17 protein-coding genes and 1 pseudogene are annotated in these 16,689 nt (G+C 72.4%); 7 read left to right on the forward strand and 11 right to left on the reverse strand.

The window, feature by feature from the left end; all coding sequences use genetic code 11:
• Positions 1-16 precede the first annotated feature (16 nt).
• The 3 genes from AQI95_RS13755 to AQI95_RS13765 all read right to left on the reverse strand — a co-directional run bounded on the left by AQI95_RS13755 (position 17) and on the right by AQI95_RS13765 (position 3,218).
• On the reverse strand, positions 17-817 hold the full coding sequence (locus AQI95_RS13755) for a GNAT family N-acetyltransferase (protein WP_067122109.1): 801 nt from the start codon (positions 815-817) through the stop codon (positions 17-19).
• 210 nt (positions 818-1,027) lie between these two features.
• On the reverse strand, positions 1,028-2,044 hold the full coding sequence (locus AQI95_RS13760) for a hydroxyacid dehydrogenase (RefSeq protein ID WP_067122112.1): 1,017 nt from the start codon (positions 2,042-2,044) through the stop codon (positions 1,028-1,030).
• 253 nt (positions 2,045-2,297) lie between these two features.
• On the reverse strand, positions 2,298-3,218 hold the full coding sequence (locus AQI95_RS13765) for a LysR family transcriptional regulator (protein WP_067122115.1): 921 nt from the start codon (positions 3,216-3,218) through the stop codon (positions 2,298-2,300).
• A gap of 139 nt (positions 3,219-3,357) precedes the next feature.
• Between AQI95_RS13765 and AQI95_RS48955 the strand changes: the two genes are divergently transcribed.
• Positions 3,358-3,660 (forward strand): hypothetical protein, encoded by a 303-nt coding sequence (locus AQI95_RS48955; protein ID WP_067122118.1) that lies wholly within the window; start codon positions 3,358-3,360, stop codon positions 3,658-3,660.
• Positions 3,661-3,666: 6 nt separating this feature from the next.
• Positions 3,667-3,969: a hypothetical protein gene (locus AQI95_RS13775; protein ID WP_244188733.1), complete on the forward strand. Its 303-nt coding sequence runs from the start codon at positions 3,667-3,669 to the stop codon at positions 3,967-3,969.
• 6 nt (positions 3,970-3,975) lie between these two features.
• Here the strand turns inward: AQI95_RS13775 and AQI95_RS13780 are convergent, their stop codons facing one another.
• The gene (locus tag AQI95_RS13780; protein ID WP_067122121.1) at positions 3,976-4,557 is read right to left on the reverse strand and encodes a rhodanese-like domain-containing protein; all 582 of its coding nucleotides are present in this window, start codon (positions 4,555-4,557) and stop codon (positions 3,976-3,978) included.
• An 81-nt stretch (positions 4,558-4,638) separates the two neighbouring features.
• On the opposite strand from AQI95_RS13780, the gene AQI95_RS13785 reads away from it, so the two are divergent.
• Positions 4,639-4,926: a metal-sensitive transcriptional regulator gene (locus AQI95_RS13785; RefSeq protein ID WP_067122124.1), complete on the forward strand. Its 288-nt coding sequence runs from the start codon at positions 4,639-4,641 to the stop codon at positions 4,924-4,926.
• Positions 4,927-5,003: 77 nt separating this feature from the next.
• On the opposite strand, the gene AQI95_RS13790 is transcribed toward AQI95_RS13785, so the two are convergent.
• From AQI95_RS13790 to AQI95_RS13800, 3 genes and pseudogenes are all read right to left on the reverse strand, one after another.
• Positions 5,004-5,750: a sulfite exporter TauE/SafE family protein gene (locus AQI95_RS13790; protein ID WP_067122127.1), complete on the reverse strand. Its 747-nt coding sequence runs from the start codon at positions 5,748-5,750 to the stop codon at positions 5,004-5,006.
• Positions 5,747-6,127, reverse strand: a complete 381-nt coding sequence (locus AQI95_RS13795) for a rhodanese-like domain-containing protein (RefSeq protein ID WP_067122130.1) — start codon at positions 6,125-6,127, stop codon at positions 5,747-5,749. The genes AQI95_RS13790 and AQI95_RS13795 overlap by 4 nt, the downstream gene beginning before the upstream one ends.
• Before the next feature lie 54 nt (positions 6,128-6,181).
• Positions 6,182-7,546: pseudogene (locus AQI95_RS13800) on the reverse strand (MBL fold metallo-hydrolase).
• A gap of 209 nt (positions 7,547-7,755) precedes the next feature.
• On the opposite strand from AQI95_RS13800, the gene AQI95_RS13805 reads away from it, so the two are divergent.
• Complete coding sequence (locus AQI95_RS13805; RefSeq protein WP_067123077.1) at positions 7,756-8,262, forward strand: MarR family winged helix-turn-helix transcriptional regulator; 507 nt, start codon at positions 7,756-7,758, stop codon at positions 8,260-8,262.
• An 84-nt stretch (positions 8,263-8,346) separates the two neighbouring features.
• Here AQI95_RS13805 and AQI95_RS13810 read toward each other — a convergent pair whose 3' ends face one another.
• Positions 8,347-9,159, reverse strand: coding sequence for a TetR/AcrR family transcriptional regulator (locus AQI95_RS13810; RefSeq protein ID WP_067123080.1), 813 nt, complete (start codon positions 9,157-9,159; stop codon positions 8,347-8,349).
• A gap of 308 nt (positions 9,160-9,467) precedes the next feature.
• Here AQI95_RS13810 and AQI95_RS13815 point away from each other — a divergent pair, with 308 nt between their 5' ends.
• Positions 9,468-11,183 carry an MFS transporter gene (locus AQI95_RS13815; protein WP_067122133.1) on the forward strand — a complete coding sequence of 572 codons (1,716 nt, stop codon included), beginning with the start codon at positions 9,468-9,470 and terminating at the stop codon, positions 11,181-11,183.
• A gap of 218 nt (positions 11,184-11,401) precedes the next feature.
• Here the strand turns inward: AQI95_RS13815 and AQI95_RS13820 are convergent, their stop codons facing one another.
• Together AQI95_RS13820 and AQI95_RS13825 are read right to left on the reverse strand one after the other, a co-directional pair.
• Positions 11,402-12,205, reverse strand: a complete 804-nt coding sequence (locus AQI95_RS13820) for an IclR family transcriptional regulator domain-containing protein (RefSeq protein WP_067122136.1) — start codon at positions 12,203-12,205, stop codon at positions 11,402-11,404.
• An 87-nt stretch (positions 12,206-12,292) separates the two neighbouring features.
• The gene (locus AQI95_RS13825; protein ID WP_067122138.1) at positions 12,293-13,243 is read right to left on the reverse strand and encodes a quinone oxidoreductase family protein; all 951 of its coding nucleotides are present in this window, start codon (positions 13,241-13,243) and stop codon (positions 12,293-12,295) included.
• 457 nt (positions 13,244-13,700) lie between these two features.
• Here AQI95_RS13825 and AQI95_RS13830 point away from each other — a divergent pair, with 457 nt between their 5' ends.
• Positions 13,701-14,432 (forward strand): DUF7873 family protein, encoded by a 732-nt coding sequence (locus AQI95_RS13830; RefSeq protein WP_067122141.1) that lies wholly within the window; start codon positions 13,701-13,703, stop codon positions 14,430-14,432.
• A gap of 529 nt (positions 14,433-14,961) precedes the next feature.
• On the opposite strand, the gene wrbA is transcribed toward AQI95_RS13830, so the two are convergent.
• Entirely contained in the window at positions 14,962-15,573 is a 612-nt protein-coding gene (gene wrbA / locus AQI95_RS13835) for an NAD(P)H:quinone oxidoreductase (RefSeq protein WP_067122144.1), read from the reverse strand.
• A 154-nt stretch (positions 15,574-15,727) separates the two neighbouring features.
• Between wrbA and sigJ the strand changes: the two genes are divergently transcribed.
• Positions 15,728-16,666, forward strand: a complete 939-nt coding sequence (gene sigJ / locus AQI95_RS13840) for an RNA polymerase sigma factor SigJ (protein WP_067122146.1) — start codon at positions 15,728-15,730, stop codon at positions 16,664-16,666.
• Positions 16,667-16,689: the final 23 nt, after the last annotated feature.

A 16,689-nucleotide genomic window follows, 5' to 3' on the forward strand; every position in this document is an offset into this window, starting at 1 on the left:
ACGCGCGGCCGGGAGGTCAGTCCTTCAGGGCGTAGAACTGCATCGACGTGTTCGGCTCGAATCCGATGCGGGGATAGACGGGCGCCCCCGCCTCGGTCGCGTGCAGGGTGGCGCGGGTCAGACCGGTGGCTCGGGCGCCCTCGTACAGGGCCTTGCGGGTGACCGCCTCCGCGTAGCCGCGGCGCTGCCACTCCGGGGCCGTGGCGACGAGCACGACGAAGAGCCGGCCGGCCGTCTCCACCGTCGCGGCACAGGCCACCGGGACGCCCTCCCGTACTCCCAGGTAGGCGTGGACCCCGTCCTTCCACAGCGTGGATCCGAGGAGTCCGTCGCGCCCGGCCTCCAGCGGGAAGCCGTAGGCGCGGGAGTTCAGGTCCGCGTACGCCTGCAGCTGCTCCTCGGTGCGCACGCGTGCGAACGTCAGATCGGGGTGTGACGGTTCGGGCAGCGGGAGGATGTCGCCTGCCATACCGGTGCCGGGGAAGGCGTATTCGAGGCCCGCCTTCTCGGCCGCCGTGCGCACCGCCGTGCGGGCCTCGGCGCCGAAGAGGTCGTCGAAGAGCCACAGGAACCCGGGGTGCCGCTTCGCGCGCATGATGTCCGCGGCCTGGTTCAGACGCTCCTCGACGAGCGCCGCATCGGCGTCGACCTCGGTCAATGTGAGGCAGTTCCAGAAGGGGAACCGGCAGTCGGCCCAGCGGACGGCGATGCCCGGCAGGTCCCGCACATCGGCTTCCCCGTCACGGTCGAGCACCATGGCCCGCCAGCCCACGGCGAGCTGCTCCATCGACTCGATCGACTCCGTACGACCCGTCATCGGACCTCCTGAATGGTGAAGTTGGGGACGACTCGTCCATTGATAGCCACTTCACCGTGTGTTCGCTCGCGCACAGGTGTGTTTCACGCCGAGCGCCCGGCCGGGCGGCGAGGCCCTCGGCCACGCGCACGGCGGGCAGCGGGCAGCTGGTGGCGGCCCCGGCTGCGCGGTTCGGGCGGATCCGCCGCGGGACAGCACCCGCGGCGTCGCTCAGGCCAGGCGCGGCAGGGCCTCGCGGGTGACCGCGCCGAGCAGCGGCTCGCCCCTCACCCACCGCTCGACCTCCGCCACCGCATACCGGCCGAGCCGTCGCACCTCGCTGCCCTGCGCACCGGCGATGTGCGGGGTGACCAGCACGGTGGGCAGCGACAGCAGGGGGTGCCCGGACGGCAGCGGTTCGGGGTCCGTGACGTCGAGATATGCCTCCAGGCGCCCGGATCGGCACGCGCGGGTCAGCGCCTCCGTGTCGACGATGGCGCCCCGGGCCGTGTTGACGAGCGCACCGCCGTCCGGGATCAGCCCCAGCATCCCGGCGTCCAGCAGGCCGGTCGTCTCCGGCAGCAGCGGGGCATGGACGCTCACCACCGCCGATCGACGGCACAGCTCGGCCAGTTCGACCCGCTCCGCACCGAGCCGGCGCGCCTCCTCGTCCGTCACACACGGATCGGCCAGCAGCAGCCGGTGGCCCGCGTCGGACCGCCGTAGACCGGCCAGCACACCCCGTCCGACGCGGGAGGCGCCCACGATGCCCACCGTGCTGCCGTCGGCGCCGGTGCGGCCGCCGCAGTCCCGCCGGCCGTCGCCGCAACGGGCCGCCATGGTGAGGGTGCGCCGCACGGCGAGGGTGATGAGGGCCAGCGTGTAGGCGATCACGGGGCCGGCGTTGGCGTCGGCCGCCGACGACACGACGATGCCGCGTTCCCACACCGCGTCGCTCACCAGCGACTTGACGCTGCCGGCGGCGTGCATCACCGCGCGCAGGCGAGGCGCGCGGGCCAGGACGTCGGCCGTGAGCCTCGGACAGCCCCAGCCGCTGATGAGGATCTCCGCCTCGGCGAACTCCGCGGGAAACGCCGCCGGCGAGGACGAGCGAGCCGGGCCGGGGGCGAGCCGGACGCGCGCGGAGAGCCGTGCGCGCAGCTCGGCGGGGAGCACCTCGTGGGCGATGGCGGGGTCCATCACACAGACGGCCGTGGGCAGTTCGGGGTGTTCGGGTCGGGCGGGCATGCGGTGCGCTCCTCACTCGGTCGTGGAGGCGCGGGGAGGCCGTGCAGGCGACGGGGAGACGCCATGAAGGCACGGACCGGCCATCCGGCGCGCGGCGGGCGGAGGGTCACCATCTGGAACGGCCGCGGCGCGAGAACGACACGGCCCTCCACCCTGTGGACCGGTTCCGCGTCGCGCGCGGTGCCCGGCGGAGTTCCCCCCCTACACACACACGAACCCTCGCCCTCGCGCAGTCCGCGACGGTCCTGCCCAGTCAGGGGACGCCGGTTTCCAGGGCAGCCGTGCGCAGGGCTTCGCAGACGCGGACGGTCGCCTCGGCCGGCGGGTCCGGCAGCCGCGCCAGCAGCAGGCGCCGGTGCTCCTGCGGCCCCCCGCGCACCGGGAGGACGCGCACCCCGGGGGGTGCGACCTGGGCGAGCGTGGCCGGCACCGTGGTCAGCCCCGCGCCCGCCGCGACCAGATGGAGCTTGGCCAGCCAGTCCCGCGCCGTGTGGACGATGTCGGGGCGTTCGTCCAGCCCCGGCCACACCCCCATCCCCCGGTCGCCGCTGGACGGTGGCGCGGCGATCCAGCGCTGTCCGCGCAGATCGGCGATGTCGACGTAGTCCTGACGGGCCAGCGGATGGGCGGCCGGCAGTGCCAGACACAGGCTGCGCTCGGTGAGCGTCCGGGCGACCAGCGCCGGAGACTCCGAGTCCAGCGGCCGGTACGGTGGCGCGGAGCTGATCAGCGCGAGGTCGATGCTCCCCGTGCGCAGCGCCCGGACCAGCGCCGGGGTTCCGCCCTCACGGGTGACGACGGTGATGCCCGGGTGGCCGGCGCGCAGTGCGGCGATGGCACGCGGCAGCAGGACGACCCCGGCGGTCGGCACCCAGCCCACGCGTACGGTGCCTGCGTGGTCCGGCATTCCGGACAGCTCCCGTGCGGTCCGCTCGATCTCGTCGAGGACCACCGAGGCACGCCGCAGGACGAGGTGCCCGGCGGCTGTCAGCTGGACGCCGTCGCGGCGCCGGTCGAGGAGTCTCGTGTCGGCGGCGCGCTCGATCGAGGCGATCTGACGGGAGACCGCGGACTGCGTGTATCCCAGCGACGCCGCGGCCGCCGTGAACGTGCCCTGCTCGGCCACCGCGCGAAAGACGCGCAGCGCGGTGAGCGAGACATCCTTGAAGTCCATGACACCAACGCATACCACGTGTGTCGGTGTCTCGCCGACGTCATGGATCTCCGCGCTCCCGGGCGACCCGGTCGGCGCCTGCCCGGAGCCGAGACGGAACGTGAGCAGAACATTTCGGCGACCGATGCAGTCTGGAGGCATGGCCACCGGTACGGGCGGTGGCCTGGTGAACATGACACGAGGGCTCGGCACCGCTCTGGGCGTCGCCCTGGTGCCCCTCGCCCTGCTCCTGGCGGGCGGCGGCTTCCGGACCGGGAGCCGCTGGGCCGCGGCCGTCCTGGTGGCGGCCTGTGCCGTCGCCGCGACGGCGGCCCGCCCTCCGAGCCTGTGCAGCCCGTGCGGGAACAACATCCGCGCACGGAGTGCTGTCCCTCACACCCCGCCGGGTATCGGGCCCCGGGGCGGTGAGCCGGGGACGGAACCGACCGGCGCAGGAGCGTGAGAAGCGATGACGACGGCAGGAACAGAACGGCTCCACACGACCAACAGGATCGAGGCCGGCCGTGCCGCGGAGGTCCCTCTGGTGACCAGGTGCGGACGCAGGATCGAGGTACGGCGCCTGCGGCTCGGGCCCGCGGACCGGCCGGTCAGCCGGATCGCCCTGAACGTGGGAGAGGACCAGGGCGGTGAGCCGGGAGTCTGGGCGGCCCTCACCCCGGACGAGGCGCTCGGCCTGGCCCGCCTGCTCCTCGAACAGGCGGGCCAGGCCGAACAGTGCGCGGATGTCCGCTCGCGGGACGGCGCCCGTTGACGGCGGTCAGCCGCGGCGCAACGCGGCGAGCGTCGCGGCGAGATCGGCCGGGCGGGGCCGGTTGTGCGGCAGCTTGCCCAGCAGGACGGCCATGCCGCAGGTGTCCGTGAGCGCGGAGAGGACGAGACCGCCCGCGATGCCGGCCGCGAGGAGCTGGAGCGCCGGGTGCACGAGGAGGCCGAGGAGCAGGCCCACCAGGACGAGCGTGCCGGCGGTGAGGCGGACCTGTCGCTCCATGCTCCAACGGGCCCTGGTCCCGCAGGCGGTGGGCCGCCGCAGCTCGTGTCCCGCGGCGGCCCACGCGGCGGTTCCGCCGAGCAGGGTGGCGGTCGGTATGCCCTGCTCGGCGAGGAGCTTGCGGGCGTTCTCCGAGCGTGCGCCGGACGCGCACACCACGAGGACGTCACCGCGCCCGGCGGCTTGCCGCATCTCGGGCAGGGCACGCCGGATCCGGTCCAGGGGGATGTTGAGGGCTCCGGGCAGATGACCCGAGGCGTACTCGCCGGGGGTGCGCACGTCGACGACGGTGAGGTCGTACAGCCGGGCGCGGGCCTCGTCGGTGTCCAGGGCGCGTGGGGTGGTGGTCATGGCAGATGTGGTCCTTGATGGTCGCCGCCGTCCCGAACCGGGACGTACAGTACCCCTAGGGGTATTTTTCGAGGAGTGATCGTGGAGCTGGAGCTTGAGGGCGCGTCCCTGAAGGCCGTGTTGAACCGGTTGCGGCGGGCGCAGGGGCAGATCTCCGGTGTGATCCGGATGATCGAGGAGGGGCGAGACTGCGAGGACGTCGTCACGCAACTGGCCGCCGCCTCGAGGGCACTCGACCGAGCCGGTTTCGCGATCATCGCCACTGGTCTGCAGCAGTGCGTGGCCGACATCGAATCGGGCCGGAAGAACGGTGAGGACACGGAGGCGATGCGCGCGCGGCTGGAGAAGCTGTTCCTGTCCCTGGCGTAAGGAACCCCGGTCGGCGGCGTGGGCGGGTCGGGTCGGCGGCGCGGGCAGCTCCGCGCCGGCGGGTGTTCGAGGAACCATCACACCACCGTGTCCAGCAGCATGGCGCCGGCCACCGCCAGCAGGACGAGGGCGAAGACCCGTTGAAGGGCGCCTCCCGACAGCTTCGCCGACAGCCGCCTGCCGTCCCAGGCGCCCAGAATCGCCGCCCCGGCGAACGGCCCGATGACGGCCCAGTCCAGGCCGTCGGCCGTACCGGCGCGCATCGCCAGCGCGGCAAGCGAGTTGACCGTGATGACGAGCAGGCTGGTGCCCACGGCCGCCCGCATCCGCACCCCGAGGACGTTGACCAGCGCGGGAACCGCGAGGAAGCCACCACCTACACCGAGGACGCCGGTGACCGCGCCCAGTGCGGCACCGGCGGCCGCCGCCCGGCCGGGCCGTACGGGGACGGGGCTCTCGGCGGCGGGGCGCTGCCTGAGCATACGGATCGCGGCGACGGCCGCGACCACGGCGAAGGCCAGGGTCAGCACGGCCGCCGGCAGGCGTCCGGCGAGCGCGCCGCCCAGCAGGGCGGGGCCGATCCCCGCCGCCGCGAACAGCAGGCCGGTGCGCCAGCGGACCTGCCCGTCGCGGGCGTGCGCGGACAGGGCGGTCGCGGAGGTGGCGGTGACGATGACGAGGCTGGCCGTGGTGGCCGCGACCGGGGTGAAACCGAGCAGGTAGATCAGGGCGGGGACGGCCAGGACGCTGCCGCCGCCCCCGAGGGCGCCGAGCGCCAGGCCTATGACGGCCCCGGCGATCAGCGCGAGTATCGCCGCGCTCATCCGACGGTCCCGTTCCCGCCCCGCGCGCCCACGACGGGCAGTCCCGCTTCCGCCCGGGCGCGCATGCCGCCCATGACGCCGACGGCTCGGACGCCCCGGGCGCAGAGCTGTGCGCCGGCCCGCCAGGACGGGTGGCCCGACCGGCGGATGACGACGACGGGGCGTGCCTGCGCCGAATGGGGCGGTGCGTCGCCGCGGGCCGGTGCGGCGAGGGGCGGACGGACGGCGCCGGGGGCGGGGCCGGTGTGCCAATCGTGGGCATCGCGTACGTCGAGCGGCAGCGGGGGTGCGGCGCTGCGGGCGCGCCCGGTACGGGCGGCGGCCTCCGGCGTGCCCGCCCGTCCCGGGCAGCCCCGGCCGCGTCCGAAGGGACTCATCGTGGCTCTCGCTCCTGTTCGTCTTCTCGGTGCAATGGTCAGCGGCACCCGCGGTCAGCGCGCGCGGACGGTGAGCCCGGCCCGCTCGGCCGCGTCGAACGTGTCGTCCACGGCCACGACCCGGCGGGCCGCCGCGTCGAGCAGGGAGGCGGCGATGGCGGCGCGCATGCCGCCGGCGCAGTGGACCCACACCTGCCCCTCGGGGACCTCGTGGAGGCGGCGGTGCAGGGTGTGCACGGGGATGCGGACCGAGCCCTCGACGGAGCCGGCCGCCCGCTCGGCGTCCCGGCGGACGTCCAGCACGACGACACCGTCCGGGGAGTGCTCCGCGAGGTCGGCGAACGTGGCCCGCGGGAAGGAGGTGAGCGCCTCTCCCCCGCGTGTCCAGCCCGACGGTTCTCCGGTGGTCGCGGCGGCCGGGCGGTCGATGCCGACGCGCACCAACTCGCGCTGTGCGGCGGCGAGTTGTTCGGCGGTCTCGGCGAGCAGGGTCACCGGCTCGCCCCACGGGAGCAGCCAGGCCAGGTAGGCGGCGAGCTGCCCCTCGGCCTCGATGTTCACCTAGCCCGCGACATGGCCTTCGGCGAAGACGACCCGGTGGCGCAGGTCGACCACCCACTCCCCGGCGGCGAGCCGGGCGGCGATCCCGTCGGCGTCGGCGACGGCCGGCGGGGTCAGGTCGACGGGTGCGGGTCCGGCGGCGTTGGCCGGGCCCATGTGGGCGTAGTACGCGGGAACGTCGTCCAGGCCGGCCAGCAGGTCGGCGACGAAGGTGTCCACGTCACGCGTGAGCGCCTCGTCGGGCGCCTTCTCCTCGCCGATCGTGGTGGACTCGCCCGCGGTCCCGGCGGCGGAGCAGAAGCTGCCGAAGCCGTGCGTGGGCAGTACCGCCGTGGCGTCCGGCAGTTCGGCGGCCAGAGGGCGCGCGGAGGCGTGCTGCGCCCGCGCGAGCCGCTCCGTCAGCCGGGGTTCGACCAGATCGGGCCGGCCGACGGTGCCGATCAGCAGCGAACCGCCGGTGAACACGGCGACGGCCGTTCCGTTCTCCTCCAGCGCGTAGGAGGTGTGGTGCGGGGTGTGGCCGGGAGTCGCCAGGGCGCGCAGCACCAGGCCGGCGGTGGCGTCGATCTCGTAGCGGTCACCGTCGTGCACGGACACGCGCGCGTACGAGACGTCGGCCCCGGCGGGGACGAGGTAGGCGGCGCCGGTGACGCGGGCCAGTTCCAGGCCGCCGGTGACGTAGTCGTTGTGCACGTGTGTCTCGACGACGTGGGATATCCGCACCCCGCGCCGTACGGCCGCCGCGATCACTCGGTCGATGTCGCGCGCAGGGTCGACCACCACGGCCGTCCGCTCGCCGCCTGCCGGATGGCTCCGATTGCCGAGCCCGGTCGTCTCGATCGTGTCGACGAAGAACACGTGGCGCTCCCTTGCAGTGAAGATTACCCCCCGGGGTATATCTCGACGGTAGCACAAATACCCCGGGGGGTATTTTCGGGAGCGGGGTCGGCGGCTGCGAAACAGCTCGCGAGCAGGTGACACGGGGGCGACGGGGCCGACGAGGGCGACGGGTGGCCGAGCCGCGGACGGCCGGCCGGGCCCGTGCACGGTCCGGCTGCCCTGGCCGCATGTCCGCGCAGCCCCGTTCCGACGCCTCCGCGCCCGGCCCCGCCCCGCAGGCGCCCGAGGCCCGTCTGCTCACCGAGGCGGTCACCCGGCTGCGCCGCGCGCTGCGTTCCTCGATCCGCACCGACTACCCCTGGGAGACCCTTCCCATGGCGCAGGTCGAGCTGCTGCAGGTGCTCGGCGAGCACTCCCCGGCGCGGATCAGCGACCTCGCCGCGCGTCGGCGCCCGGCGCCGAGCACGGTCAGCGGGCTCATCGGCCAGATGATCGGCTCAGGACTGGTGGCGCGCGACGTGGACGCAGCCGACCGCCGGGCCTCCGTCGCCACCCTCACCGACGCCGGCCGCGAGAAGCCCGCCTCCTGGACCACCGCCCACGATCGCCGGATCGACGCCGCGCCGGGCGCACTCGACGACCACGCCCGGGCCGCCGTCACCGACGCGCTGCCCGCCCTGTTCCAACTCGCCGAGCAGCTCGGCGAACCGGGCGAGGGCACGACAGCGGACTGACACCTTCGAGCCGCGGCCGCGTCGTCGAGCACCAGCGGCGGAGCCGCGGCGATCGCGCACCCCCGAGAGCGGAGCCGAAGAGGATCAGGTGGCGTCCGGAGCCCGGCCCGCATCCTGATCCGGGCCGGCCGCCGAGTCCGGCAGATAGCTCGCCAGGCCGCGCAGGATGATCTCCAGACCGATGTCGAAGCGCTCGTCGGAGGAGTCCGACACGATCAGCCCGGCCAGGGCCCGCAGATGCGGAAAGTCCTCCGGAGGCAGGGACGCGAAGTAGTTCTGCATCTCGTCCGCCATCTCGGGCCAGTCGGGGCGGGCCAGTGAGGAACCGTCGCCGCCGTGCCGGGCGGCCCGGTCCCGCCACATGCCCTCCTCCAGGACGAACCCGTCGATGTAGGTGGAGATGAGGTCACCGGCCTCCGCCGCGATACGGTCGGGCAGCCCGGCGGTCCGGAACACGGCGAGCAACGCCTCGACATGCGGCAGCAGTTCGGCGGTGAAGGGGACATGAGCCATGGAGATCCGGGCCATGTCCCGGTGCGAGAGCAGTCGCCGCCGCCCGGACCGGGCGTACTCCCGCACCTGCTCCTGCCATCGCCGCGGGTCGGGTTCGGGCATCTCGAAGCCGTCGTAGAGCCGCGTGTACATCAACTCCAAGAGGTCGTCCTTGGAGCCGACATGGGCGTAGAGGGCGGAGACCGCGACGCCCAGTTCCGCGGCCACCTGACGCATCGACAGCCCCTCTAGCCCCTGACGGTCCAGCACGGCGAACGCGGCCTCGACGACCCGTTCCCGCGACAGCGGAGTGCGCGCGGGAGCCACATGGACGCGGGCGGGACGCTCGCGCTCCCAGGGGGACGGCGGAGGGGATGCGGGAGTGCCGGCGGCCGCGTCGGTCATGAACACAGTCTAAGCGTCGGGAGAACAGTGTTCTCCGAGGCCCACCCGCCCGTGGGCAGCATGCTCGAACCGCCTCCCACCACTCGCCGAACCCCTCGAACGCGATATATCTTGTCACGCGACAATGATTGCGCTATATCTTAATGAACACCGTTCTCCCGGTGAGCACTGTTCTGCTACGGTGAACAGTGTTCTCCGGCATGCTCGGTCGCTCGCGTCCCGAGCCCGCACCGGCCGGGCAGCCACACCCGTCCGCCCCACCGCGCTCGCGGCGCCACCGCCGCGCGGCCCGTTCACGAGGAGTTCCGATGTCCACCACCGGGGTCGCGTCCGCGCAGGCGCCCACCACCGATTCGCCAGCGCCCTACCGGTGGCGCTGGGCTGCGCTCTTCGTGATCCTCGCGGCCGAGGTGATGGATCTCCTGGACGCCGTCGTCACGAACATCGCCGGTCCCTCCATGCGGGCCGACCTCGGCGGCGGTGCCTCCACCCTGCAATGGCTCGCCGCCGCGTACACCCTCTCGATGGCCGTCGGGCTCGTCACCGGAGGACGGCTCGGGGACATCCACGGGCGCCGCCGCATGTTCCTGGTGGGGGCCGCCGGCTTCACCCTGGGTTCGCTGTTGTGCGCGGTGTCCGTGTCGCCCGAGATGCTGATCGGGGCACGTGTCGTCCAGGGGCTGTTCGGCGCGGTGATGCTGCCGCAGGGCCTCGGCATGATCAAGGAGATGTTCCCGCCGAAGGAGTCGCAGAAGGCCTTCGGCATGTTCGGCCCGGTCATGGGACTGTCCGCGGTGTGCGGGCCGATCCTCGCGGGCTGGCTCGTGGACGCCGACTACTTCGGCACCGGCTGGCGGATGATCTTCCTGATCAACCTGCCGCTGGGTGCCGCGGCCTTCCTCGGTGCCCTGCGTTATCTGCCGAGGGGCCGGTCCGGCAGCAGGCCGCGCCTGGACATCCCCGGCATGATCCTGGTCTCGCTGGCCGCCCTGCTCCTCATCTTCCCGCTGGTCCAGGGCCGTGAGTACGACTGGCCCGTGTGGACGTTCGCGATGATGGCCGCCTCGGTCGCCGTCTTCGCCGTCTTCGCCGTCTACGAGTCGCGCCGCAGCAAGGCCGGCCGGGACCCGCTGGTCGTGCCGAGCCTCTTCCGCAAGCGTGGCTTCAGCGGCGGCATGACGCTCGGACTGGTCTTCTTCTCGACCATGCAGGGGTTCATGCTGGTCTTCAACCTCTACACCCAGATCGGCCTCGGCTACTCGCCGCTCAAGGCCGGCCTGGTGATGGTGCCCTGGTCGGGCGGCATGATCGTCGGATTCGGCGTCGCGCAGGGTGTCACCCGGTTCGGCCGGGCCGTACTGCAGGCGGGCGCGCTCGTCATGGCGCTCGGCGTGTTCGGCGTGTGGCTGACCCTCGACATGGTGGGAAGCGGTGTCGGCCCCTGGCAGCTGGTGCCGTCCCTGCTCGTCACCGGCATCGGCATGGGCCTGCTCATGGCACCGTTCTTCGACATCGTGCTCGCCAGCGTCGAGCAGCACGAGACGGGCTCGGCGTCCGGCACGATGACCGCGGTTCAGCAGCTCGGCGGCGCGTTCGGTGTGGCGCTCCTCGGTACCGTCTTCTTCGGTCTGCTGGGCGGCGGGATCGCCACCGCCGTCGACCACCGCGCGGACGGTCTGCGGGGGCAGCTGGCCGCCGCGCACGTCGCGCCCGCCGCTCGGGAACGCGTCGTGGCGGACCTGCGTACGTGCGCCTCGGACCGCGCCGTCGCCAAGGACCCCGAGGCGACCCCGGCGTCCTGCGCCCGCCTGGAGAAGGACACTCGGTCCGCCGTGACCTCGCCGCAGGCCGGCGCGCGGATACCCGCCGCACTGCAGTCCACCGCGTCCTCGGCCTTCAGGAGCGGATTCGGGACCGTCATGCAGACGATGCTGTGGATCATCGACGGCATGCTCGCCCTGACGTTCCTGCTCGCCTTCCTCCTGCCGCGCCATGCACGCCCGGAGGACGCCGCCGGGCACTGAGCCCCGGCCCGCCGCGGCATCGGCGGCCGGGACGGCCGGGCAGCACCGAGGAGTGCCTGCCCGGCCGTCGCGCGCCTCGGCCGCAGCGGTCCCGCCGCCGCACCCGCGGTACGGCGGTGTCCCTTCCGGTCGTCAGCACCGCGGCGGACAGCGGCCCGTCCTCCCGCACTCGCCCCGGAGGCCTCTCGGCGGCGCCGTCCGCGCGGGCCGGCCGGTGGTCAGTCGGCCTGCCAGGCTCCGCCGAGCCGGCTCAGTCCGGCGGCCGCCGTGATGGTGGCGTAGATGTAGTGCAGCGGAGCCTCCGGCATGACGTCCATGGGCTTCAGCAGCAGCACCGCGCCCCAGATCGCGCCGTCCCAGATGACGGGAGCGGCCACGGAGTTCCACTTCGCCATGCATTCCTGGTAGCCCAGCGCGTAGCCCTGGTCGCGGATGTCGGCGAGGGAGGCGAGCAGCTCGTCGCCGTCCCGGATGACACCGGGACCGGCTTCCTCCGGGACCGGATCGGCGGCCACCCGCTGCTGGATCTGTTCGGGCAGGAAGGCGAGGATCGTGCGGCCCGAGGCGCCGGTGCGCAGCGACCGGGTGACCGACAGGACGTCACGCGGCGTCATGCCCAGCTCGACGAGGTCGGAGTCCCCCACCGCCATGTCCAGGCACTGTCGCCCGGCTATGCCGAACGGGGCCCTCATGTACAGGAAGACCAGGCCGTTGCCGGTCGCCCTGCGCAGGCCCTGGAGGACCTCCGTGGCCTCCTTGCCGGAGAGGTTGTCCTCGGCGAGCGCGTGCAGCCCGAGGTCGCCGACCGTGCTGCCGAGCTGGTACAGGCCCCGGTCGATGCGCACGAAGGTGTTGTTGTAGGTGCCGGCGGTGAGCATGCGGCCGGTGGTGGAGTCGTCGAGATCGGCGGTCTTGGCGATCTCGGACAACCGGTGGGCACCGGGGCCCAGCGTGATGAACGCCTGTTGCACCCGCATGAAACGGTCGGCGTAGCTGGTCCCGGTTCCACGCTGTCCACTCATCCGTTACCCCCTCCAATGCGGCCGCGCCCGTCGTCCTGGGGCACGGTGGTACGCGGCGCCGGCGCCGCGTACGGGGGCACAAGAATATTACGAGGTGGGATCGAGACTGAACTTGCCCGTACCGGATCGGTTGTTGAGCACCTCGTGCACCTTCGCCGCATCGGCCAGCGGGTGGATCCCACCGGTCACGATCTTGAGCGTGCCGTTGATGACGGCGTCGAAGAGCTGCCTCATGGACGCCGCCAGCGGGAGCGTCCGGTCGGAGTACAGGTGCGGAAGCCAGAAGCCGGCGACCGTGACGGACCGCTGGAGCAGCGTGTGCACGGGGACGTCGGCGAGCTGCCCACCGGCGAAGCCGTACACGACGAGCCTGCCGCGCGGGCCGACCGCGTCGAGGGTCTGGCGCAGCGTGGCGCCGCCGGTCATCTCCAGCGCGGCGTGCACGGGCCCTCCCGCCGCGTCGAGGATGCGCTCGGTCAGCCCGTCCTCGTCACCGGAGTCGACGGCGGCCGTCGCCCCGAGCTCCAGGGCCAGCCGGCGCTTGTCCTCCGTGCCGGCGAGGGCGATGACCCGGGCGCCTGCCTGATGTGCCAACTGTACGGCCAGCGTTCCCACGCCCCCGGCCGCGGCGGGGATGACGACGGTCTGCCCCTTGGTGATCTGGGCCGCCGTGAAGAGGAGGTGGTACGCGCTGTTTCCCTGCAGGGCCAGCGGCACGGCCTGTTCGTCGGTGACCTCGTCGGGGATCTCCCACTGCAGCCTGCGGTGGACGGCCACCTGCTGCGCGTATCCGCCGCCCTGGGTCAGCGCCACGACGCGCTTGCCCTCCGCCGTGGTGCCGACGACCTCGTTGCCGGGGATGTAGGGCAGCTCGACCGGTGCGAGGTAGGTGTTTCCGCGGACATGCACGTCCGCGTAGTTGACGCCCGCCAGCCGCACATCCAGCAGGTTTTGTCCGCGCGCGGGCTCGGGGGCGGGAACGTCCTCAAGTCGCAGGACCTCAGGGCCGCCGAATTCCCTTATGACAATGGCGCGCACAGCACTCCTATCGACGTGGGCCGGATCTGTACCCACGACAGGCTAGGACATCCGCGCGCCACGCTCCCGACCCGGTCACCTGCCTTATGCATCTTTCTCGCCGAGTGAGAAACGGCTGCCCATTTCTCACTCGGCGAGAAGGTTCGGAGTTGAACTTCTCGCGAGATGAGAAAGGAAAACAGCAGGTTGCATTCGCCCTGGCGGTAGAGACATAGTGATGCCGCCTCGCTTGCCAGGCACTTTCCCCCACTGCCGGCCGTCACGGGGGTGCGGCCGGCAGTGCGGGAGAGAGGCATCGGGCGAGGCATGCCCGTCGGCGGCACGCGGCCGTCCCCGCAAAGCGATCGAGCGCACCTTCGTCCACCCCGCCGCACGCCTCGCAGTCCGAAGCGATAAAGGAAGTGCGGGTGTTCGAGCCGGTGAGGTACGTTTCCGGCAGTTCGAAGGGGGACCCGAAGTGGCGAAGCTGAACCAGATCATCGCTGTCGAGAAGGGTGTCAAGAGCAAGTCGCTCCAGGACATCACCGCGGCGCACCACAAGGTGCAGAAGCCGGCCCTGCTGGCCGGAATCTCGCGCACGTACCAGCCGAAGGACGAGGAGGGCGAGCAACTGCCGCCCGAGTCCACGCGCGTCCAGGTGCAGGCCGAGGACGTGCTGCGGGAGATGTCCGGCTCGCTCACCCGGCTCTTCGACGTGACCGCCACCAAGGACTGGGCGAACTGCACGGCCCGCGCGGACGTCACGGTCGACGGCCGTACGCTCCTCACCGACGTCCCGGTCAGCTATCTGCTCTTCCTGGAGAAGCAGCTCACGGACCTGCACACGTTCGTCCGGAAGCTGCCCACCCTCGACGCCGCCGAGTCCTGGTCGCAGGACCCCTCCACGGACTGGTGGAAGACGGACCCGGTGCGCACGATCCGCACCAAGAAGGTCCCGCGCAACCACGTCAAGGCGGAGGCGACGGACAAGCACCCGGCGCAGGTCGACGTGTACTACGAGGACGTGCCCATCGGGTACTGGACGACGGTGAAGTTCTCCGGAGCGCTCCCGGCGCGGCGGGTGAACGAGCTGGTGGAGCGCGTCGAGAAGCTCCAGCAGGCCGTGAAGTTCGCCCGCGAGGAGGCCAACGGAGCCGAGATCGGCGACCAGCGGGTCGGTGACGCGGTGTTCGGCTACCTGTTCGGCTGACGCCGCCGCGGGTAGCATCCATGATCGCCCCCGCGTGCGAGCGCGGGGGTGCGCAAAGGGCGCGGGCCGGATTGAGGACCGGTTTCGCGCGATGAGCGCAAGCTGACACTGAAGTTCAGCCTGAAGAAGCGGTGACAGTGAAGGTTCGAGTCCTTCCCCCGGCACACCTACGGGCCGGGGTGGCCCAACATGGCAGAGGCAGCCGCGGTCAATCTCAGACTCTCGCTCCAGTCTCAGCATCGCCGCCGATCGCCGGATCGAACGAGGCCGGACGAACGCCGTCGGATGCGAGTTCGAATCTCGCCTGCACCTCTGACCTGGTGCGGTAGTTCAAAGGAAGAACACGACGGCATGATGACTGATCCGTCCTCTTAAACGCCGCCGGCGTGCGCAATTGGGTGGCAACCCCAGGGGCCCGGGAGCTGGATACGACTCCCGGGCCCCGCCACGTCCACCGGCCCGGGCCAGGACGGCCCGCCAGCGACGGGCCGCGCTGGCGATCCGGCCGGCCCTTCGCACCCGTGCCGGGTCAGACGGTGCGGCCGGCCTTGAGCGCGGCCGCGACCTCGACGGCACGGCGGGCCTGGTGGCGGGCCGCCCCCAACGCCGCCTCACCGGGCGCGCCGCCGCCGGCCACGTGGGAGGTGCCGTAGGGGTTGCCCTGCTGGGCCTGGACCGGGTCGGTGTAGCCGGGGGGCACGATGATGCCGCCCCAGTGGTAGAAGGTGTTCGCCAGCGCCAGGAGGGTGGATTCCTGGCCGCCGTGGGGGCTGCTGGACGTGGCGAAGGCCGAGTACACCTTGCCCGCGAGCTTGCCCTGGAACCACAGCGGACCGGTGGTCTCCATGAACGCCCTCAGCTGGCTGGCCGGATTGCCGAAGCGGGTGGGCGTACCGAACAGCACCACATCGGCCCACTCCAGGTCGTCGTGGCCCGCCACGGCGACATCGGCGGTGTCCTGAAGGTGCTGAACCCACTCCTGCCGGGTGTTGATCACATCCTGCGGCACCGTTTCCACGACCTTGCGCAGCCGCACCTGCGCACCGGCCTTCTCCGCACCCTCCATGGCCGCCTGCGCCAAAGCGTGCACATTGCCCGTGGAACTGTAGTAAATGATCGAGACGTTCACGGATTCCGACATCGGTCGCCTTCCTTGATCACCGGGATAGTGTTCCGTTCATCAGGTACGACGACGCAGCCCCGCGGAATGTGAGGCGAGGCGCCCACCTGTCGATGCGCTGCGGTGGTTCGTCGTACCGAACGGGGACAGAACGACCGAGGGAGTCGGCGGCACCATGGGCAACCCATCCGGGTCCGAGCACGGCCGGCCCGATCCGGGCCTGAGCGCGATCATGAGCGAGCGGCACCAGCTGATCAATCTCGCGTACCGGCTCCTCGGTTCGGTGACCGAGGCCGAGGACGTCGTACAGGAGACCTGCACCCGCTGGTACGCCATGTCCGCACAGCAGCGGGAGGCCGTCGAGTCCCCCGGCGGCTGGCTGACGACCGTCGCCAGCCGCATCTGCCTCGACCTGCTCGGCTCGGCACGGGCCAGGCGGGAGCGGTACGTCGGTGAATGGGTCCCGGAGCCGCTGCCCGCGGGCACGGAGTGGATCAGCGGCCGGTGGGGCGGCGGCACCGCGCTCGACCCGGCCGACCGGGTCACCCTCGACGAGTCGATCGACATGGCCTTCCTCGTCGTACTGGACCTGATGACCCCGGCCGAGCGCGTCGCGTTCATCCTGCACGACGTCTTCCGCTACTCCTTCGCCGAAGTGGCCGCGATCGTCGGCCGTTCACCGGCGGCATGCCGGCAGCTGGCCTCGTCGGCCCGCCGCCGTATCCGCGCGTCGCAGTCGGCCAAGGCCCCGGCGGCCCGGCACGCCGACACCGTCAGGGCGTTCAAACAGGCGTGGGAGGCCAAGGACATCGACGCCCTCGTCGGCCTGCTGGCCCCCGACGCCACGGCGACCGGCGACGGCGGCGGACTGGTGACGGCCGCGCTGCGCCCGGTCGAAGGCGCCGAACAGATCGCGCGGTTCTTCGCCGACCGGATGGCGGCGGTGCCGGGCGTGACGCTGGCTCAGAGCACGGTCAACGGCCGGCCCGGCCTGGTCGCCCAGGTGGACGGCGTCCCCGTGTCCGTGCTGGCCTTCGACATCGAGGGCGACCTGGTCAAGCGGATCTGGGCGGTGCTCAATCCCGACAAGCTCCGCCCCTGGCGGGCGGGCTGACCGGCGCCCGGGAAGCCGCCGGC

Source organism: Streptomyces yokosukanensis (assembly GCF_001514035.1).
Lineage (GTDB): Bacteria > Actinomycetota > Actinomycetes > Streptomycetales > Streptomycetaceae > Streptomyces > Streptomyces yokosukanensis.